Consider the following 18,843-nt stretch of genomic DNA (forward strand, 5'->3'; position numbering starts at 1 on the left):
CTTCGAGGCTCGTTCCTCGCACCTCAGGGGTCGGGGGCGTGCACCATCCCGCCCCGTGAGGTGTGACGAGGCACGAGGAGCCTCGAAAGGGGCACCTCAACCACCGGGGGCGACGGTGACCCCTTCGAGGCTCGTTCCTCGCACCTCAGGGGTCGGGGGCGTGCACCATCCCGCCCCTTGAGGTGTGACGAGGCACGAGGAGCCTCGAAAGGGGCTCCGTCACCACCGGCGGGCCGCTGCCGGGCGGGATCGGTACCGTCGGGGACATGACCTCCTCCACCACCAGCACCCAGGTCCGTCTCGCCCGTCGTCCGGTCGGCGAGCCCGCCGACAGCGACTTCACGATCGACACCGCGGAGGTCCCGGCGCTGGGCGACGGCGACGTGCTGCTGCGCACGATCTACCTCTCGCTCGACCCGTACATGCGCGGGCGCATGAGCGACGCGAAGTCCTACGCCGCACCGGTCGAGCTGGGCGACGTGATGGTCGGGTCGACGGTCTGCGAGGTCGTGGAGTCGAACGCCGAGTCGCGTCCGGTCGGCACCTACGTGCTGGCGTTCACGGGATGGCAGTCGCACGCGGTCGTCCCCGCGCGCCAGACCCGCCGCCTCGACCCGGCCACGGCCCCCATCTCCACCGCGCTCGGCGTGCTCGGCATGCCGGGGTTCACCGCCTACGCCGGGCTCCTGCAGATCGGGAAGCCGCAGGAGGGCGAGACCGTCGTCGTCGCGGCCGCGGCCGGTCCGGTCGGCTCGGCGGTCGGGCAGATCGCACGCGCCAAGGGCGCTCGGGCGGTCGGCATCGCCGGTGGCGCCGAGAAGGTCAAGATCCTGCGCGACGTCTACGGCTTCGACGAGGCGATCGACCACCGCTCGCCCGAGTTCGCCGCCGAGCTCAAGGCCGCCACCCCCGACGGCGTGGACGTGTACTTCGAGAACGTCGCGGGCACCGTCGGCGAGGCGGTCGTGCGCCGCATGAACACCTACGGCCGCATCCCCGTCTGCGGGCTCGTGGCCGACTACAACGCGACGGAGCCGCGCGAGGGGGCCGAGCCCGGTCCCGCGCTGCTGCGCCGCGTGCTGACCAAGAGCCTCACGATCCGCGGCTTCATCCAGGACGAGTTCGTCGCCGAGCACCACGCCGACTTCCTGCGTGAGATGGGTGGCTGGGTCGGCGCCGGGACCGTGCAGTACCGCGAGGACGTCGTGGACGGCCTGGAGAACGCGGTCGACGCGTTCCGCGGGCTGCTCACGGGTCGCAACGTCGGCAAGCTGCTCGTGCAGGTCGGCGAGGACCCGAGCCGCACGTGAGCGAGTCGGCGGTGCGGATCCACCTGCTGCGCGCGGTCAACGTCGGGGGCACAAAGCTGCCGATGGCCGAGCTGCGGGAGGTCGCCGCCGAGCTGGGCGCGACCGAGGTCTCGACCTACATCGCCTCGGGCAACCTGCTGTGCGTGCCGCCGGGCGACCCGGACGCCTTCGACCGCGCGCTCGAGAAGGCCGTCGAGCAGCGGTTCGGCTTCTTCCGCGAGGTCATCAGCCGGTCACGCGGGGAGGTGGCCGACGCGCTCGCGGCCCACCCGTTCGAGGTCGTCGAGGCGAAGTACTCCTACGTCACGTTCCTGACCGCGGCGCCCACCGCGGCAGCACTGGCCGCGGCGCACGAGGTACCGACGGGCGACGACCGCTGGGAGGTCGTCGGCCGCGAGATGCACGTCCGGTACGCCGACGGTGCCGGCCGGCCGCAGATGAAGGACGCCACGATCGGACGTCGCCTCGGCGTCGCGGGGACGGCGCGCAACCTCAACACGGTGCAGAAGCTCCTCGACCTGACCGCCTGAGCCGGCGCCGGCTCGACCGGCTCAGCGATCGTCCGCGAGACCGACCCACGACGCCGCAGCGATGCCGGCGAGCATCCCGAGCCCGGCCAGCCACCACACGTCGAACAGGATCCAGGCGCTCGCGCCGACCCCGCCGCCCAGGATGATCCCCCACGCGAGCCGGTCGTCACCCGTGCCCTGCTCCTGGGCCAGGTCCTGACGCGCGTCGTCGCAGTCGCAGTCCCGGCCACAGTCCACGTCGTCCACGGTTCCCCTCCTCGGTCGACGCCTTCATCGTCGCCCGTGTGACCGCCGCGGCGCACCGGCCACGGGACCGAGATCCGCCCCCGCCGAAAGTCGCACCCCACCTCCACCAGATGTGTGCGCGAATCGACCTTCTGGCGACCCGAGACGGTGGATCTGCGCACACATCTGGAGGGCGCGGGGTGGTGTCGCGATCTACCCTGGGAGGCATGGACCTGGCGATGATGCTCGAGCGCGGCGACGTGCTGGTGCTCACCGGTGCGGGGGTCTCGACCGACTCCGGGATCCCGGACTACCGCGGTCCCGCGAGCGTCCCGCGTACGCCGATGACCTACCAGGAGTTCGTCGCGACCGACCGCGCCCAGCAGCACTACTGGGCCCGCGCCCACGTCGGCTGGTCACGCATGCGCACGGCCGAGCCGAACACGACGCACCGCGTGCTCGCCCAGCTGGAGGCCGACGGGGTGCTGACGGGCCTCGTCACGCAGAACATCGACGGCCTGCACGGCCGCGCCGGCCACCGCGAGCTGGTCGAGCTGCACGGTGCGATCGACCGCGTGATCTGCCTCGACTGCCGTGAGGTCACGCCGCGGGTCGATCTCCAGGAGCGCCTGACGCGCCTGAACCCCGGGTGGACCGATCGCGAGGCGGTGTCGGCCCCCGACGGCGACGTGCTGCTGGAGGAGACCGAGACCTTCACGGTGGCGGCCTGTTCCTCGTGCGACGGCCGCCTCAAGCCCGACGTCGTCTTCTTCGGTGAGAGCGTCCCGAAGCCGACCGTCGCTCACTGCTTCGACCTGGTCGAGCGCTCGGCCTCGCTGCTGGTGCTGGGCTCGTCGCTCCACGTCATGAGCGGCCTGCGGTTCGTGCGGGCCGCCGCCAAGCGCGGCATCCCGGTCGCGATCGTGAATCGTGGCGCGACCCGCGGCGACGCCCTCGCCACGGTCAAGCTCGACGCGGGCGTGGCCGAGACCCTCGCAGAACACCTGACGGGCGCCCCCGCCCGCGCCTAAAGTTCTGGGGTGACCGCCTTCCGCCTCCTCGGACTTGTCGTGATGGCGTCGGCCGTCGCGCTGTTCGTCGGTGGTTTCGGCCCGTGGGTGGTCGCGGACAGCGGCGAGCTCTCGGATTTCGAGGCCGGGTCTGCGTATCCCGGGACGGCGTTGCCCATCTGGGCGGGGCTCCTCGCGATGTGGTCGGTCCGGCCCGCCCACGCCCGCCGTTGGTTCCCGTGGGCGGTCGTCACGATCGCAGCACTGGCGTCGCTGACATCGACGATCGACCTCGTCCGGATCGCCGGCTCGACTCGTGGCGGTGAGGTTGTCACGGTCGGATGGGGGTTGTGGGCCACGGTGACGACCGCCCAGGTCCTACTGGTGGTCTCCACGGCCCTGGCGGTGGTCTCCCGGCGGGTCATCCCGACCGAACCGCCTCCGCGACCCGCACCCTGGGGCGCCTCACCCGGCGACCCGCTGCGGAGCGCCCTCTCCGTCGCCGCTCTCGGCACCATTCTGTCGCTCATCTCATCCTTCGGCCCGTGGGGGGCGGGCGGTGGAGACGTCGTCGCGAGCCGTGAGAGCGACCGTGTCGCGGCCATCGTCCTGATGATTCTGGTCGGCGTTCTCCTGGTGGGCTTCGCGGGCCCTCCCAGAGCGACCCCGGCCCTGCGACCCTTCGTGCTGCCTCTGGCGGCTGCGGCGTTGACGGCCTCAGTCCTGACGCTGGCCCATGCGGATGGGGCGTCCGACCTGAGCGTGTCATGGGGGGCGTGGCTGGCCGTGCTCGGCGCGGGCGTCACGTGCCTCGGCGGGATCCTGCTGCTGTTCGTACCTCTGCCCGATGCGGGGATCCGCGCGCGACCCTGGTTCCCGCTGCGCACCCCGGCACCCCAGTTCCACCGCGCCGGCCCGCCCCTGCCTCCGCCGCCGGCGGCCTGACCGCTGCCGCGGCGACCCGCTCGATCTCGAGACGGGTGGCCCCGCGTCGCCCTAGGGTTCCGGCATGCTCCCCTTCAAGCCGTTGGCGATCACCCAATTCGGCCTCTGCGGTCTCCTGCTCATCGGCAGCATCGGCCCGTGGGTCTCGGCCGGGTTCGTCTCCGCCTCCGGGATGGACGGCGACGGTGTGATCACCCTGCTGTGCGCGATCGTGATCGCTGGCCTGACCGGACTCGCCCTCGGCGTGCCGGACGTGCGTCGCTGGATCACCTGGATCGTGCTGCTCCCTGCGGCCGCGAGCCTGCTCACGACGGTCTACGACGTCATCAACATCAGCACGTCGGGCGACGAGGAGTACTTCTCGGTCAGCGTGGGCTGGGGACTCTGGTTCGCCCTGCTGGCGTCGCTCGGGGTCACCGCGGTCGCGGTGCTGCTGGGCCTGGCCTCGCGAGGATCCACGTCGGCTGCCGCACCGGTCTCCTCGCCCGGCCCGGCCTACGGCGCCTGGACTCCGCCGGCCCCGACCGCGCCTCCAGCGCCCCCAGCGCCCGCGCCCGCACCGCCGACCGCCGGTCCCGCGACACCTCCTCCGCCCCCGCCGGCTCCCTGAGCCGCGGAAGTTCCGGGGAGCGCTCCCCGTCGCGGGCACGGTCGGGCGGGCCTACCGTCGAGGCATGACACAGATCCGCCTGGCCGCAGGCCTCACGGCACTCGGCGCCCTCGTCTGGGTGCTCGGCGCCCTCGCGCCGTGGAGCAGGATCGGCGAGAACACCTACCCGGGCCTGAAGGGCTCCGAAGTCGCGTGGGTCGTCGCGGTGCTGGTCGTGCTCGTGGCCGCGACGAGCGGCGTGGCGGGACGGGCGGTCGCCGCCGCTGCGCGGTGGACCCTCCTGCCCGTCGCAGCGCTGGCTCTGCTCCTGACGGTGGTCATCATGATCGACGTCGCGACGTCGACCGCGGCCGACGTCGCGCAGAGGGTCGACGGACCGACCCTCACTCGAAAGAACGCGTGGGGAGTCTGGGTCAGCCTGCTCGGCGCCATCGTCGCGACGGCCGCCGGGATCGTCGCGATCCTGGCGCCGTCACCGCGCGCTGCGGTTCAGCCGGTCAGCTGAGCTCGCGCACCCGGATGGTCTCGGGCAGCGCGGCGAGCGCGGCCAGGACCGCCGGACCCGGGTCGCTGGCGACGTCGGTGACGGCGTAGCCCAGCTCACCACGGGTCGAGAGCTGCTGGCCCTCGATGTTGACGTGGTGCTCGCCCAGCAGCGTGTTGATGCGCGCGAGCACGCCGGGGGCGTTCTCGTGCACGTACGCCACGCGGTGCTTGTCAGGATCGGCCGGCAGGTTCATCTCCGGGAAGTTGACGCTGAGCGAGGTGCCACCGAACGCCGCGTACGACCGCAGCTTCGAGGCGACGAAGCGACCGATGTCCTGCTGCGCCTCCTCGGTCGAGCCGCCGACGTGCGGGGTCAGGATGACGTTCGGGATGCCCTGCAGCTCCGAGGCGAACGGGTCGCCCTGGCGCTTCGGTTCCACGGGGAACACGTCGAGCGCGGCACCCGCGATCTCGCCCGACTCCAGGCGCTGGCGCAGCGCGGCGGTGTCGACCGCGATGCCGCGCGACAGGTTGAGGAACAGCGCCCGCGGCTTCATCGCGGCGAACTGCTCCTCGCCGAAGAAGCCGGCGTTGCCGGGCCGGCCGTCGACGTGCAGCGACACGACGTCGGCCTCGGCGAGCAGCTCCTCGATCGTCGAGCAGCGCTTGGCGTTGCCGAGCGCGAGCTTGTCGTCGATGTCGAAGAAGATGACCTTGAGACCGAGGGCCTCGGCGACGACCGACAGCTGGCTGCCGATGTTGCCGTAGCCGATGATGCCGAGCGTGCGGCCGCGGATCTCGTGGCTTCCGGCGGCCGACTTGTTCCACACGCCGCGGTGCATGTCGGTGGACTTCTCGTGGAGGCGGCGCGCGAGCGAGATGATCTCGGCGATCGCGAGCTCGACGACCGAGCGCGTGTTGGAGTACGGCGCGTTGAAGACCGCGATGCCGGCGCGCGACGTGGCGGCGAGGTCGATCTGGTTGGTGCCGATGCAGAAGGCGCCGACGGCGAGCAGGTCCGGGGCTGCCTCGAGGACCTTGGGGGTGATGTAGGTCGTCGAGCGGATGCCGAGCAGGTGGACGCCCTGGATCGCCTCGATGAGCTCGTCCTCGCCGAGCGCACCGTCGCGCGTCTCGACCTGGTAGCCCTTGCCGCGCAGGAAGTCGCGGCCGTCGGCGTGGATGTTCTCCAGCAGCAGGACGCGCACGTCGGCGTCGTCCAGGCGGCGGGCGGGGAGTGTGGTGTCGTGAGTCATCGTCGTCATCGTCATGTAGGGGGCCTCTCGGGTCAGGGCTGACCTGGGTCAGGGGCTGACTCGTGGGCCCAGGCGAACGGTCCCGATGTCGTGAGCTGCCAGGCTCCCTGGTGGTCTCCCACCTCAACGCCAGTTGCCGGGCAGGCCCAGCCTACTCCTGCGTCATGGCCCGGTAGCGCGCGAGCGCCTCCGGTGGGACGGGCAGGTCGAGGTTGGCCAGACGCACCTGTCCCTGGGCGACGAGCTTGCCGTCCGGACCCGTCGTCTCGACGCGCCACAGCTGCTGGGTGCGGCCACGGTGGATCGGCGTCGCGACGGTCGTGATCGTGTCGCCGACCTTGGCCTGGCGGATGAAGTCGGTGCTGTTGTTCGTGCCGACCACGACGCCCTTCTCGCCGAGCCAGATCTGCCCGCCGGTGCTGGCGGTCGACTCGTGCACGGCGCAGTAGACGCCGCCGTGCGGGATGCCGAACGGCTGCAGGTGCTGCTCGCCGAGCGTGTACTGCACGACGACCTTGTCGGGGGTGAGCTCGAGGTGCTCGACCCCGAGGAGGCCGTCCAGGCCGGGAACGTCAGACATGTCGCGAGCGTACCGAGCCCGGCCGGACGGGGACCTCTCTCCCTCGCGCTGGGGCGTCGACGTCCGTACGGTCGGGTCATGAGACGTCGAGGAGCCGCGGCCGCGGCCGTGCTGGTGGTGCTGGGCCTCGGGCTGGCCGCCTGCGGCGAGGACGAGACCTGTGCAGCGTCCGACCGCGTGGGGTGTGCCCCGGACCCGGAGCCCGCGGGTGACCCGAACGACGCCGACGAGGACTACGTGCTGGAGACCGCGCTGCCGGTCAGCGAGGTGCAGAGGCTCGCCGAGCTCGCGGCGGAGGAGTCGGACGACCCGGAGGTGGTCGAGCTCGCGGAGGAGATCGCCGACGCCGCCGACGACTTCCTCGCGGAGCTGCGCGGCCGGGAGGAGCAGTGGGACCTCGAGCCGCTCGTGTACGACAGCGCGGTCGGCGCCGTGACGCTGCCGGACTACGCCGGCGACGAGGACTACGACGTGCTGCAGCGTCTCGACGGAGTCGAGTTCGACGGGTACTGGGTCAGCGTCGTCCTGGAGCGCACGCTCACGCAGCTGCGCGACTCGGGCGACCTGCTGTACCGGGGCAGCGACCCCGGGCTGCGGGCCGTCGTCGAGGACTGGGACGCGGCCAACGATGGGTGGCGCGACCGGCTCGAGGTGCTGCAGGAGGAGATCCGCTGAGTCGACTGCTGGATACCTGTAGGGGGTATGGGTTACCGTCGGCGCATGACTGCACCTCGTCACGCCATCCGTGCCCTCACCGTGGCCGCGGCCGTCACCGTGCTCGCCGCGTGCGGCTCCGGCACCCACAACGACGCCGACGTCGCCTTCGCGCAGCAGATGGTGCCGCACCACGAGCAGGCCGTCGAGATGTCGGACCTCGCCCTGGAGCCCGACCGCGGCGCGTCCACCGAGGTGCGTGAGCTCGCCGAGCAGATCGGCTCGGCCCAGCACGACGAGATCGACCTCATGAACGGCTGGCTCGAGGAGTGGGGCGAGTCTGCGGGCTCGGGCCACGGCGACGGGCACGGAGACGGCCACGGCGACCACGGCGACGGAGCCGACCACACGATGGAGGGCATGCTGACCGACGAGCAGATGTCCGACCTCGCCGCGGCGACGGGCTCGCAGTTCGACGAGCTCTGGCTGACGTTCATGATCGAGCACCACGAGGGCGCCGTCGAGATGGCCGAGACGGCCGTGGCCGAGGGCGAGGACCCCGACGTGCAGGAGCTCGCGGAGCAGGTCGTCGAGGTGCAGCGCTCGGAGATCGCCCAGATGACGGCCCTGCTCGGCTGAGGTGAGACGCGCCCCCTGAGGTGCGAAGAAGGAGCCTCGAAGGGGACACCGCAACCACCGGTGGTCACCGCACGCCCTTCGAGGCTCGTCGTTCCTCCTCGCACCTCAGGGCCCGGTCGGCTTCCGCTTGAGTTCGATACCCCCTGGGGGTATGGTGGCGACATGGCACACGAGACTCCCGGCTACTCCGACGACAAGATCGCGGTCCTCAAGCGGCTCAAGCGCATCGAGGGCCAGGTCCGCGGGCTGACCCGCATGGTCGAGGAGGACACGTACTGCATCGACGTGCTGACCCAGGTCAGCGCGACCACCAAGGCCCTCGAGGCGGTGGCGCTGAAGCTGCTCGACGAGCACCTCGCCCACTGCGTCGTCAACGCGGCCCGCGCCGGCGGGCCGGAGGCCGACATCAAGGTCAAGGAGGCGTCCGACGCCATCGCGCGCCTCGTTCGCTCCTGACCTCACCACCCGACGAAGGGACCCCACCCCATGAGCACCACCCAGACCTTCCAGGTCACCGGCATGACGTGCGGGCACTGCACCGCCGCCGTGACCGAGGAGCTGACGTCGCTCGACGGCGTCACGGGCGTCACGATCGACCTCGTCAAGGGCGGCACGTCCGCCGTGCACGTCGAGACGGCACGCGAGCTGAGCCGCGAGGAGGTGGCGGCGGCGGTCGACGAGGCGGGCTACGAGCTGGCCCGACCCGGCTCGCTCCCGCTGGCCTGATGAGCACGACCCGCCTCGACATCGGAGGCATGACCTGCACGGCGTGCGCGACCCGCGTCGAGAAGAAGCTCAACAAGCTCGAGGGCGTCGAGGCCACGGTCAACTACGCGACCGAACGCGCCACGGTGCGTGCCGAGGAAGACGTCGACGTGCAGCAGCTCATCGACGTCGTCGAGCGCACCGGCTACACGGCCCGCGTCCGCGATCCTCACGGACACGGTCCCGACCACGGGGCCGATCACGGGGGCCTGCACGGCGTCGCGTCGATGCGACGTCGCCTGGTCGTCTCGGCCGTGCTGACCGTGCCGGTCGTGCTGCTCTCGATGGTCCCGGCCCTGCAGATCGACTACTGGCAGTGGATCTGCCTCGCCCTCGCGACCCCCGTCGTGGCCTGGGGCGCGTGGCCGTTCCACCGCTCGGCACTGCTGAACGCGCGCCAGGGCGCGGCCACGATGGACACCCTCGTGAGCGTCGGCGTCAGCGCCGCCTTCCTCTGGTCGGTGTGGGCGCTCGTGCTCGGCGAGGCCGGGCACATCGGCATGACGATGCGCTGGACCTGGCTCGCGCAGGGCGCCGGCTCCCACGAGATCTACCTCGAGGTCGCCGCGGCGGTCACGGTCTTCGTGCTCGGCGGGCACTACCTCGAGGCCGCGGCGAAGGGACGCTCGAGCGCCGCGCTCCGCGCCCTGATGGAGCTGCAGCCGGCGGTCGACGTGGCCGTGGGCGAGGAGTTCACGGTCCGCCCCGGTGAGCGCGTCGCGACCGACGGCGTCGTCGTCGCGGGCGAGTCCAGCGTCGACGAGCAGATGCTCACGGGCGAGTCCGTCCCGGTCGACAAGACCGTCGGCGACGAGGTCACCGGCGCCACGGTCAACGTGTCGGGCCGGCTCGTCGTGCGAGCCACCGCCGTGGGCGAGGACACCCGCCTGGCCCAGATGGCCCGCCTCGTCGAGGAGGCCCAGGAGGGCAAGGCCGAGGTGCAGCGGCTGGCCGACCGCGTGTCCGCGTGGTTCGTGCCGGGCGTCATGGTGCTGGCCGTCGCGACGTTCGGCGCGTGGCTGCTCCTCGGCGGCACGCTGCTGCAGGCCTTCACGGCCTCCGTCGCGGTCCTGATCATCGCCTGCCCGTGCGCCCTCGGTCTCGCGACGCCGACCGCGCTCATGGTGGGCACGGGGCGCGGGGCCCAGCTGGGCATCCTCATCAAGGGTCCGCAGGTGCTGGAGTCGACGCGCCGCATCGACACCGTGGTGCTGGACAAGACCGGCACGGTCACGACCGGCGTCATGGGCGTCGTCGACGTCGCGCCGGCCGACGGAGTCGACCCCGAACGCCTGCTGCGGGTCGCCGCGACCCTCGAGGACGCCTCCGAGCACCCCGTCGGCCGCGCGATCGCGGGACAGGCGGAGCACGGCGAGCTCGTGGGATTCCAGAACCACGCGGGCCAGGGCGTCTCGGGCGTGGTCGACGGCGAGCCCGCTCGCGCAGGCCGTGCGACCTGGGTGACCGCGCCGGGCCCTGAGGTGCGAGGAACGAGCCTCGAAGGGCGCACCTCAGGGGGCGGCGAGGCGGGCACGGTCGTGGCGGTCGAGCACGGTGGCACGTTCCTCGGCACGATCACGGTGGCCGACACCGTCAAGGAGTCGTCGGCCGCCGCGATCGCCGAGCTCCGGTCCCTCGGGCTCGAGCCGGTGCTGCTGACCGGCGACAACCGGGCCGTCGCCGAGCGGGTCGCGGCCCAGGTCGGCATCGACCGGGTCGAGGCCGAGGTCACCCCGGACGACAAGCTGCGCACGATCGAGCGGCTCAAGGCCGAGGGACGCGTCGTCGCCATGATCGGCGACGGGGTCAACGACGCCGCCGCCCTGGCCGCCAGCGACCTCGGCATCGCGATGGGCACGGGCACCGACGTCGCGATCGCCGCGTCGGACCTGACCCTCGTGGAGGGTGACCTGCGCAAGGCCCCCGAGGCCGTGCGGCTCGCCCGCGCGACCCTGCGCACGATCCGGCGCAACCTCTTCTGGGCGTTCGCCTACAACGTCGCCGCGATCCCGCTGGCGATGTCGGGCTACCTCAACCCGATGGTCGCGGGCCTGGCGATGGCGTTCAGCTCGGTCTTCGTGGTCGGCAGCTCGCTGCGGCTGCGCAGCACGCGGCTGACCTGACCTTCGGCACAAGGCTGCGGCCGCGCACCTCCTCCCTCACAGGAAGGTGCGCGGCCGCAGCGGTCAGGGGGTCAGATGCCGACCGTCGTGAACGGCACCGGCCGGCGCAACGGGGTGTTGACCGGATCGAGGTGGTGCAGCACCAGGCTGGCGATGTTGGGATCGATCGCGAGCCCGAGGTGTCCGGCGGAGTCCCACGGCGCGTAGTCCTGCAGCGTGATGTTGGTGATGTTCGCGCCGGGCGCGCCCGTCAACCGGCCGTTGGTGAACGGCGTCACGACGCTGTCGAACCTGCTGACGATGCTGACGTACCGGGGCCCCGGCACCGCCACGCCACCCGCGTTGAGGTCGTTCAGGAACGGCGAGCCCTGCAGCAGCTGGCTGCAGGCGGTGCACCCACCGGCGTTGAGCACCGGCTGGAAGCCGATGGCGGAGGCGAGCGTGCCCAGGCCCAGGAGCGTCGTGCCCGAGTACACCGAGCCGAAGCCGATGACCGTGCCGACCTTCTGGTCGCCGCCGAGGAACTTCAGGTAGTACGCCGGCATGACGCTGCCCTCGGAGTGACCGACGATGTCGACCTTGGCCGTGCCCGTCGCCCCGCGCACGCGGTCGACGAAGGCCGACAGCGTGGCGGCGCTGTCCTGGATCGGCGCCAGACCGCCGACGCCCGGGTAGAACGTCTGGCCGTACGACTCCGAGAACACGCAGTAGCCGGCGCTCACGAGCTTCGGCGCGAGCGTGGCGAAGTTGAGCGCGTCCGACGCCCCGAGTCCGTGGACCAGCACCACGGGGCGTGGGTGCGCCGCGGACGGCTTGCAGCTCCAGTTGTTCCAGCCGGAGCTGACGGCCGTGGCCAGCGGCGCCGCAGCCGGGGCGACCGACGGGGGTGCTGCGGCCTGGGCGCCGGTCGGCGCGACGAGCGCGACGGTGGCGACCAGGGCGATGACGAGCCGCACGGTGTGCGGGACGGACGCTCGGACAGGTCTCATGGACGGTTCCTTCCCCCGAAGGGCCGCTCGGACGGCGGCACGCGTCGAGTGAACCACGTCACACTCATCACCGACAAGGCTTCTTTTCCGCGGCCTCGATCCAGTCCGCATCAGACGCCGAACGTCGTGAACGGCACGGCCCGGGCGAGCGGGGTCCGCTGGGGGTCGAGGTGGTGCAGGACCAGGTTCACCACGTTCGGGTCGATGGCCTGACCGAGGTGACCGACGAAGTCCCAGCGCGCGTAGTCCTGCAGGACGACGTTGGTGATGTCGGCGCCGGTCGTGGTCGTGAGCGTGCCACTCGTGTAGGGCGTCACGATCGTGTCGAGCTTGCTCATGATGCTGACGTACCGCGGACCCGCGACCGCGTTGCCACCGTCGTTCAGCCGGTTCATGAAGTCCGAGCCGGGCAGGAACTGCGAGCACGCCGTGCAGCCACCGGCGTCGAGGATCGGCTGGAACCCGATCGCGCGAGCCAGGGACCCGAGGCCCGACAGCGTCGTGCCCGCGAAGTTGGAGCCGAAGCCGACGAACGTGCCGACCTCCTGGGCGCCGCCGAGGAACTTCAGGTAGTAGGCCGGGACCGTCGTGCCCTCGGAGTGGCCGACGATGTCGACCTTGGTCGAGCCCGTCGCGGCCTGCACGCGGTCGACGAAGGTGCCCAGCTGAGCGGCGCTCTGCTCCATCGGCGCGAGGCCGCCGACGGCCGGGTAGTACGTCGTGCCGTAGGTCTGCGAGAAGACGCAGTAGCCGGCGCTGACGAGCCTCGGCGCGAGCACGGCGAAGTTGAGCACGTCGGTCGCGCCCAGGCCGTGGACCAGCACGACCGGCCGCGGGTGCGCGGCCGACGGCGTGCAGCTCCAGTTGTTCCAGCCCTTCGTGACGGGCGCGGCGGCCGCCAGGTCCGGCACCGCTGCCGCCGGTGCCGACGTGGGGGCCGGCGCGGCCTGCGCCGAGGTCGGCGCGACGAGCGCGATCCCGGCGACGACGGCCGCAGCGACGAGACGGACGGATGCTCCGATGGTTCTCATGCAGGTTCTCCTCCCGGCCCGTCCCTCCGACGAGCACGAGTGGAGTGAACCACGTCACACGACGTCAGGACAAGTTTTCTTTTCCAATACGGATCCCTGCCGTGACGGCTTGGTAGAACGCGATGAGGCGGCGCTCGAGGACCGCCGGGTCGAGGACCTCGAGCTCGTCGGACCCGGCCACCCAGTCGGCGACGATGTCGAACAGGCCACCGACGACGCCGGTCGCGATGCCGTCGGCCTGCTCCTGCGTCACCTGCGAGAGCGACCAGATCAGGGCGATCAGGTCGGCCGTGCGCCGCCGGTTCGCGCGGCGCTCCGCCTCGACCGCGAACGTCGTCGCGGTCCCACGCCCGAACAGCACCGTGGCGACGCGGGGGTCGCCGCCCATCAGGCGGGCGAAGGTCGTCAGGAGCCGGCGCTCCGCCGCGGCCACGTCGTCGAACCCCTCGGCCACGACGGCCGCCGTCATGGTCTCGAGGAGGTGCTCGGTCGTGCGGCGCATCAGGTCCAGGTAGCACTGCTCGCGCGACTCGTAGATGCCGTAGAAGCTCTTGGTGCTGACGTGCGCGGCGCGGCACAGGTCCTCGATCGGACTGGCCAGGTACCCCCGGGTCGCGAACAGCTCCAGCGCCGCGTCGAGCAGGGACTGTCGACGGGACTCGCGTCGCTCGTCGACGGCGGAAAGGGAACGGCGCTGTGTCACCTGCACAATCTACGGCCGGGAGCGGCACTCGGCTTGGATACTCTCGGGGCATGACGCAGCCGCCCGGACCTCCCGGCCCGCCCCAGCAGCCGACGCCCCAGCCCGGTCACCCGCCGATGGGCACGGTGCACCTGACGGTCCAGGGGTCGGTCATGACCTCGAACGTCATCACGCCCTCGGCGTCCATCAACGGCTACCCGGTCAAGGTCCGCTACGGCGCGAACCCGATCCCCGTGCCGGCGGGTCCCGTGCGGATCGAGCTGTCGAACTCCTGGCTGCGCACCTACGGGCAGGCCAGCATCCAGTTCACGCTCCAGCCGGGTCAGGACGTGCCCGTCTTCTACGCCGCGCCGTGGCACCAGTTCACGACCGGCTCGATCGGCTACGAGAAGGTCAAGCGCAAGGGCGGCCTCGCGTTCGCCGGCCTGCTGGTGGGCATCGTGGCGATCGTCGGGATCTTCGGCGCGCTGGCGATCCTCGGGGGCTGACCTAGGCTCGACCCCATGACCGCACTCCTCACCGTCACCGGAACGCTCGCCATCCGCGAGAAGGTCGCCTTCCCGGCCGGGGCGGTGGCCACGGTCAAGGTCGTCGACGCCGAGGGCGAGGTGCACGGCGCGTCCGCCTTCGACGTCGAGCAGGCACCGGTCGACTGGACCGTCACGATCGACCCGCAGCTCGTCCCCGACACCGACCGCCTGCTCGTGTGGGCGATCCTGCGCACGGGCGTCGGCGTGTGGGGCACGCCCGAGCTCGTCGCGGCGACCGACGCCGAGACGGTGCTCGAGCGCGTCGACGGCGACTGACGTGCGGTCCGGGCCCACCGACGGCGTCCACCACATCGACCCCGACGAGGCTCGCGACACCGAGGCCGGACCGGTGCTGGAGCGGGTCGCCCGGCTCCTGGCGCCCTATCGCACCCAGCTGGTGCTCGTGCTCGTCGCGGTCGTCGCGTCGGCGGCCCTGACCTCCCTCATCCCGTTCCTGACCAAGGCCGTCTTCGACGACGCCCTGTTCCCGACCGACGGGGGCGGGGTCCGCCTCGACGTGCTGACCTGGCTGGTCGTCGCGATGTGCGTGATCCCGCTGGTCACCGCCGTGATCTCGATCGCCCAGAACTGGCTGACCTCGACGATCGGCAACTCGGCGATGGCCGACCTGCGGGGCGAGCTGTTCGCCCACCTGCAGACGATGGAGCTCGCCTTCTTCACGGCCACCAAGACCGGCGTGATCCAGTCACGCCTCGCCAACGACGTCGCGGGCGTGCGCACCGTGCTGACCGACACGGCCACGACGATCGTGCAGAACTCCGTCACGGTGCTGGCCGCCGTCGTGTCGATGGTCGTGCTGTCCTGGCAGCTGACGGTGCTGACGCTCGTGCTGATGCCGGTCTTCATCTGGGTGCAGCTGCGGGTCGGGCGCCGGCGCCAGGTCATCGCCCGCAAGACCCAGGAGTCGCTGTCGGACATGACCGCGATCACCGAGGAGGCCCTGAGCGTCTCCGGGATCCTGCTGAGCAAGGTCTTCGACCGCGGCGAGACCGAGACGATCCGGTACCGCGACGCCAACCGCCAGCAGGTGCGGCTGCAGGTCTCGCAGGCCATGACGGGACGCACGTTCTTCGCGACGGTGCAGACGTTCTTCGCGATCACCCCGGCGCTGATCTACCTGCTCGCCGGGCTCCTCGTGACCGGCAACGTGCCGGGGGGCGCGGACGCGCTCACGGCCGGCACCCTCGTCGCGTTCACGACCCTGCAGGCACGGCTGCAGATGCCGCTGCTCCAGCTGATGCGGGTCACGCTGGACGTGCAGACCTCGCTCGCCCTGTTCCGCCGCATCTTCGAGTACCTCGACCTGCAGCCGACCATCACCGAGAAGCCCGGCGCGATCGAGCTCGAGCAGCCGCGCGGCGCCGTGGAGCTGCGCGACGTGTGGTTCCGGTACCCGGCACCGCGATCTCTGGCGGGGCGCCCGCTCGAGCCGCAGCACGAGTCGGTCCTCGACGCACGCGCCGACGCGGACGACTCCTGGGCCCTGCGCGACGTCTCGTTCCGGCTCGAGCCGGGCCAGTTCGCCGCGATCGTCGGGCCCTCGGGATCGGGCAAGACGACCGCGACCTACCTGGTGCCGCGGCTCTACGACGTGACCCGCGGTGCGGTCCTGATCGACGGGCACGACGTGCGCGACCTGTCGCTCGCCTCGCTGTCGCGGGCGGTCGGGGTCGTCACGCAGGACGCGTACCTCTTCCACGGCACGATCCACGACAACCTGGCCTACGCACGTCCGGGAGCGACCGAGGACGAAATCGTGCAGGCCGCGCGCGACGCCAACATCCACGACCGCATCATGGGCTTCCCCGACGGCTACCAGACCCTGACGGGCGAGCGCGGCTACCGGTTGTCCGGCGGCGAGAAGCAGCGCATCGCGCTGGCCCGGGTGCTGCTCAAGAACCCGCCGCTGCTGATCCTCGACGAGGCCACGAGCGCCCTCGACACCGAGACCGAGCGGGTCGTGCAGGAGGCGCTCGAGCGCGCCGCCGCCGATCGCACGACGATCGCGATCGCGCACCGCCTCTCGACCGTGCGGCGGGCCGACGTCATCCTCGGCGTCGAGCACGGCCGGCTCGTCGAGGCGGGCACGCACGAGGAGCTGCTGGCCCTCGACGGCCTCTATGCCCGCCTGCACGCCGAGCGCAGCGACCGCGCGGTCGACTGATCGGAGGACGACCCGGTTCAGGGTTAGGGTCGTGAGCATGGACAGTCTCGGGCGCACGTACCTCCTCGTCGACGGCGAGAACATCGACGCGACGCTCGGAGGATCGATCCTCGGTCGTCGGCCGCAGCCGCAGGAGCGCCCGCGCTGGGACCGCCTGCTGACCTTCGCCGAGGAGCACTGGGGGCAGCCCGTCACGCCGTTGTTCTTCCTCGCGGTGCACGGCGAGATCCCGATGCCGTTCGTGCAGGCGCTGACCTCGCTGGGCTACAAGCCCGTGCCCCTGTCGGGCACGCCTGACCAGAAGGTCGTCGACCTCGGCATCCAGCGCACGCTGGAGGAGATCGGCCGTCGCGAGGGCGACGTGGTGCTGGTCAGCAACGACGGCGACTTCATCCCCCAGCTCGCTCCGCTGATCGGCACGCGCCGCACGGGCCTCCTGGCCTTCAACGAGTTCCGCAACCTCGGGTACACCGAGCTGCAGGCCCAGGGGCTCGAGGTCTTCGACCTGGAGTACGACGTGCACGCCTTCACCGAGACGCTGCCGCGCCTGCGGGTCATCCCGATCGACGAGTTCGACCCCGCGCAGTTCCTCGGGTAGACCGCGACCAGTGGTGGCTGGGCACGGCAGCTGGTCCTCGGGCACGGCAGATTTGCCGTGCCCGAGGGCGACGTGCCGTGCTCCGTCCAGATCGCCGCGAACCCACGCCCGCGCATCCTGGTCCATGCCGCTCGTCCGGTACGTCCGCGTGGCGGGGGTGCCCCCTTCGAGGCTCCTTCGTCGCACCTCAAGGGGCGGGGTGGGTCAGATCGCCAGGCCGACGTACTTCGTCTCGAGGTACTCCTCGATGCCCTCGGTGCCGCCCTCGCGGCCGAAGCCGGAGGCCTTGACGCCACCGAACGGCGCCGCCGGGTTCGAGACGATGCCCTGGTTGATGCCGACCATGCCGGTCTCCAGGCCCTCGTAGACGCGGACGACGCGCGCGTGGTCGCGGGTGAAGGCGTAGGCGACCAGGCCGTACTCGGTGTCGTTCGCCATCGCGATGCCCTCGGCCTCCTCGCGGAAGGTGAAGATCGGCGCGACCGGGCCGAAGATCTCCTCGGTGCGGACCTGGGCGTCGTCGGGCACGTCGGTCAGGACCGTCGGCGGGTAGAACCAGCCCGGACCCTCCGGCACCTCGGCGCCGCACAGCACCGTGGCACCCTTCGCGACGGCGTCGTCGACGAGCTCGGCGACCTTGTCGCGCTGGGCCTTCTCGACGAGCGGGCCCACGTCCACCCCGTCGTCCAGGCCGGGGCCGGACGTCAGCGCCTGCATGCGCTCGGCGAGCTTGCGGGAGAACTCCTCGGCGACCGACTCGTGCACGATGAACCGGTTCGCGGCGGTGCACGCCTCGCCGATGTTGCGCATCTTGGCCAGCATCGCGCCGTCGACCGCGGCGTCGACGTCGGCGTCGTCGAAGACCAGGAACGGCGCGTTGCCGCCGAGCTCCATCGAGACCCGCAGCAGGCCCTGTGCGCTCTGCTCGACCAGGGAGCGGCCGACCTCGGTCGAGCCCGTGAACGTCAGCTTCCGCAGCCGCGGATCGGCGATCAGCGGACCCATGACCTTCCCGGTGCTCTTCGTCGTGACGACGTTCAGCACGCCGTCCGGCAGGCCCGCCTCCTGCAGCACCTGGGCGAGCCAGAGCATCGTCAGCGGCGTGAGACCGGCGGGCTTGACGACCATCGTGCAGCCGGCGGCGATGGCCGGCGCGATCTTGCGCGTGCCCATCGCGAGCGGGAAGTTCCAGGGCGTGATCGCCAGGACCGGGCCGACGGGCTGCTTCAGCGTGAGCAGACGCGTGGCGCCGTTCGGGGCCACCGAGTAGCGGCCCGCGATGCGCACGGCCTCCTCGGAGAACCAGCGCAGGAACTCGGCACCGTAGGCGATCTCGGCCTTGCTCTCCTTGAGCGGCTTGCCCATCTCGAGCGTCATGATCGCGGCGAGCTCGTCGGTGCGCGACGTGACCGCCTCGAAGGCTCGGCGCAGGATCTCGCCCCGGTCGCGGGGCGGCGTGGCGGCCCACTCCTTCTGCGCCGCCACCGCGGCGTCGAGCGCGGCAGCACCGTCCTCGACCGTCGCGTCCGCGACGCGGGCGATCTCGTCACCCGTCGCCGGGTCCTCGACCCCGAAGGTCCCCCCGCCGGTCGCGTCGCGCCAGCTTCCTGCGATGAACAGCTGCTGCGGGACCTGGGACACGACGTCGGAAGCGCTCATGGGCCGAGCCTAGGA

General features: G+C 71.7%; 22 protein-coding genes and 1 riboswitch. Of the genes, 15 read left to right on the plus strand and 7 right to left on the minus strand.

The genetic code is table 11. The features are described from left to right. Positions 1-266 precede the first annotated feature (266 nt). Together ABD127_RS13565 and ABD127_RS13570 are read left to right on the plus strand one after the other, a co-directional pair. A complete protein-coding gene (locus ABD127_RS13565) occupies positions 267-1,310 on the plus strand; it encodes an NADP-dependent oxidoreductase (protein ID WP_344202464.1) in 1,044 nt (347 codons plus the stop codon). Beyond that, complete coding sequence (locus tag ABD127_RS13570; protein ID WP_344202466.1) at positions 1,307-1,840, plus strand: DUF1697 domain-containing protein; 534 nt, start codon at positions 1,307-1,309, stop codon at positions 1,838-1,840. The genes ABD127_RS13565 and ABD127_RS13570 overlap by 4 nt, the downstream gene beginning before the upstream one ends. 21 nt (positions 1,841-1,861) lie before the next feature. Here ABD127_RS13570 and ABD127_RS13575 read toward each other — a convergent pair whose 3' ends face one another. Then, positions 1,862-2,086 carry a hypothetical protein gene (locus tag ABD127_RS13575; protein WP_344202468.1) on the minus strand — a complete coding sequence of 75 codons (225 nt, stop codon included), beginning with the start codon at positions 2,084-2,086 and terminating at the stop codon, positions 1,862-1,864. A 206-nt stretch (positions 2,087-2,292) separates the two neighbouring features. Between ABD127_RS13575 and ABD127_RS13580 the strand changes: the two genes are divergently transcribed. The 4 genes from ABD127_RS13580 (at position 2,293) to ABD127_RS13595 (ending at position 5,135) form a co-directional block, all read left to right on the plus strand. Continuing rightward, entirely contained in the window at positions 2,293-3,096 is an 804-nt protein-coding gene (locus ABD127_RS13580; protein ID WP_344202469.1) for an NAD-dependent protein deacetylase, read from the plus strand. Positions 3,097-3,105: 9 nt separating this feature from the next. Beyond that, positions 3,106-4,020 carry a hypothetical protein gene (locus ABD127_RS13585; RefSeq protein WP_344202470.1) on the plus strand — a complete coding sequence of 305 codons (915 nt, stop codon included), beginning with the start codon at positions 3,106-3,108 and terminating at the stop codon, positions 4,018-4,020. Between the two features lie 64 nt (positions 4,021-4,084). Beyond that, complete coding sequence (locus ABD127_RS13590) at positions 4,085-4,630, plus strand: hypothetical protein (protein ID WP_344202471.1); 546 nt, start codon at positions 4,085-4,087, stop codon at positions 4,628-4,630. 64 nt (positions 4,631-4,694) lie between these two features. Next, positions 4,695-5,135 carry a hypothetical protein gene (locus ABD127_RS13595; RefSeq protein WP_344202472.1) on the plus strand — a complete coding sequence of 147 codons (441 nt, stop codon included), beginning with the start codon at positions 4,695-4,697 and terminating at the stop codon, positions 5,133-5,135. Here ABD127_RS13595 and serA read toward each other — a convergent pair. Both serA and ABD127_RS13605 read right to left on the minus strand, forming a co-directional pair. Next, the gene (gene serA, locus ABD127_RS13600; protein WP_344202473.1) at positions 5,128-6,372 is read right to left on the minus strand and encodes a phosphoglycerate dehydrogenase; all 1,245 of its coding nucleotides are present in this window, start codon (positions 6,370-6,372) and stop codon (positions 5,128-5,130) included. The two genes, ABD127_RS13595 and serA, sit on opposite strands and share 8 nt — an antisense overlap. A gap of 59 nt (positions 6,373-6,431) precedes the next feature. Further along, positions 6,432-6,519, minus strand: a riboswitch (ZMP/ZTP riboswitch). Positions 6,520-6,523: 4 nt separating this feature from the next. Beyond that, positions 6,524-6,952, minus strand: a complete 429-nt coding sequence (locus ABD127_RS13605; RefSeq protein WP_344202475.1) for a PaaI family thioesterase — start codon at positions 6,950-6,952, stop codon at positions 6,524-6,526. A gap of 78 nt (positions 6,953-7,030) precedes the next feature. Between ABD127_RS13605 and ABD127_RS13610 the strand changes: the two genes are divergently transcribed. The 5 genes from ABD127_RS13610 to ABD127_RS13630 all read left to right on the plus strand — a co-directional run bounded on the left by ABD127_RS13610 (position 7,031) and on the right by ABD127_RS13630 (position 11,133). Beyond that, on the plus strand, positions 7,031-7,627 hold the full coding sequence (locus ABD127_RS13610; protein WP_344202476.1) for a DUF305 domain-containing protein: 597 nt from the start codon (positions 7,031-7,033) through the stop codon (positions 7,625-7,627). A gap of 45 nt (positions 7,628-7,672) precedes the next feature. Next, entirely contained in the window at positions 7,673-8,245 is a 573-nt protein-coding gene (locus tag ABD127_RS13615; RefSeq protein ID WP_344202478.1) for a DUF305 domain-containing protein, read from the plus strand. Between the two features lie 162 nt (positions 8,246-8,407). Then, positions 8,408-8,701 (plus strand): metal-sensitive transcriptional regulator, encoded by a 294-nt coding sequence (locus ABD127_RS13620; protein ID WP_344202480.1) that lies wholly within the window; start codon positions 8,408-8,410, stop codon positions 8,699-8,701. A gap of 30 nt (positions 8,702-8,731) precedes the next feature. Then, positions 8,732-8,971 carry a heavy-metal-associated domain-containing protein gene (locus tag ABD127_RS13625; RefSeq protein ID WP_344202482.1) on the plus strand — a complete coding sequence of 80 codons (240 nt, stop codon included), beginning with the start codon at positions 8,732-8,734 and terminating at the stop codon, positions 8,969-8,971. Continuing rightward, complete coding sequence (locus ABD127_RS13630) at positions 8,971-11,133, plus strand: heavy metal translocating P-type ATPase (protein WP_344202483.1); 2,163 nt, start codon at positions 8,971-8,973, stop codon at positions 11,131-11,133. Before ABD127_RS13625 ends, ABD127_RS13630 begins: the two co-directional genes overlap by 1 nt. A gap of 71 nt (positions 11,134-11,204) precedes the next feature. On the opposite strand, the gene ABD127_RS13635 is transcribed toward ABD127_RS13630, so the two are convergent. The 3 genes from ABD127_RS13635 to ABD127_RS13645 all read right to left on the minus strand — a co-directional run bounded on the left by ABD127_RS13635 (position 11,205) and on the right by ABD127_RS13645 (position 13,856). Beyond that, positions 11,205-12,122 (minus strand): esterase/lipase family protein, encoded by a 918-nt coding sequence (locus tag ABD127_RS13635; RefSeq protein WP_344202485.1) that lies wholly within the window; start codon positions 12,120-12,122, stop codon positions 11,205-11,207. Between the two features lie 110 nt (positions 12,123-12,232). Then, on the minus strand, positions 12,233-13,153 hold the full coding sequence (locus tag ABD127_RS13640; RefSeq protein ID WP_425545815.1) for an esterase/lipase family protein: 921 nt from the start codon (positions 13,151-13,153) through the stop codon (positions 12,233-12,235). Between the two features lie 64 nt (positions 13,154-13,217). Continuing rightward, positions 13,218-13,856 carry a TetR/AcrR family transcriptional regulator gene (locus tag ABD127_RS13645; RefSeq protein WP_344202486.1) on the minus strand — a complete coding sequence of 213 codons (639 nt, stop codon included), beginning with the start codon at positions 13,854-13,856 and terminating at the stop codon, positions 13,218-13,220. Positions 13,857-13,906: 50 nt separating this feature from the next. On the opposite strand from ABD127_RS13645, the gene ABD127_RS13650 reads away from it, so the two are divergent. The 4 genes from ABD127_RS13650 to ABD127_RS13665 are packed head-to-tail and all read left to right on the plus strand — an operon-like array spanning position 13,907 to position 17,169. Further along, positions 13,907-14,344 (plus strand): hypothetical protein, encoded by a 438-nt coding sequence (locus ABD127_RS13650; protein ID WP_344202487.1) that lies wholly within the window; start codon positions 13,907-13,909, stop codon positions 14,342-14,344. Positions 14,345-14,359: 15 nt separating this feature from the next. Next, positions 14,360-14,662, plus strand: a complete 303-nt coding sequence (locus tag ABD127_RS13655; protein ID WP_344202488.1) for a YbaY family lipoprotein — start codon at positions 14,360-14,362, stop codon at positions 14,660-14,662. A gap of 1 nt (position 14,663) precedes the next feature. Next, the gene (locus ABD127_RS13660; RefSeq protein WP_344202489.1) at positions 14,664-16,571 is read left to right on the plus strand and encodes an ABC transporter ATP-binding protein; all 1,908 of its coding nucleotides are present in this window, start codon (positions 14,664-14,666) and stop codon (positions 16,569-16,571) included. A 37-nt stretch (positions 16,572-16,608) separates the two neighbouring features. After that, a complete protein-coding gene (locus tag ABD127_RS13665; protein ID WP_344202490.1) occupies positions 16,609-17,169 on the plus strand; it encodes an NYN domain-containing protein in 561 nt (186 codons plus the stop codon). Between the two features lie 204 nt (positions 17,170-17,373). Here ABD127_RS13665 and ABD127_RS13670 read toward each other — a convergent pair whose 3' ends face one another. Beyond that, entirely contained in the window at positions 17,374-18,828 is a 1,455-nt protein-coding gene (locus ABD127_RS13670) for an NAD-dependent succinate-semialdehyde dehydrogenase (protein WP_344202491.1), read from the minus strand. Positions 18,829-18,843 lie beyond the last annotated feature (15 nt).

Origin of the sequence: Aeromicrobium alkaliterrae, assembly GCF_039529015.1 — a bacterium.
Classification (GTDB): domain Bacteria; phylum Actinomycetota; class Actinomycetes; order Propionibacteriales; family Nocardioidaceae; genus Aeromicrobium; species Aeromicrobium alkaliterrae.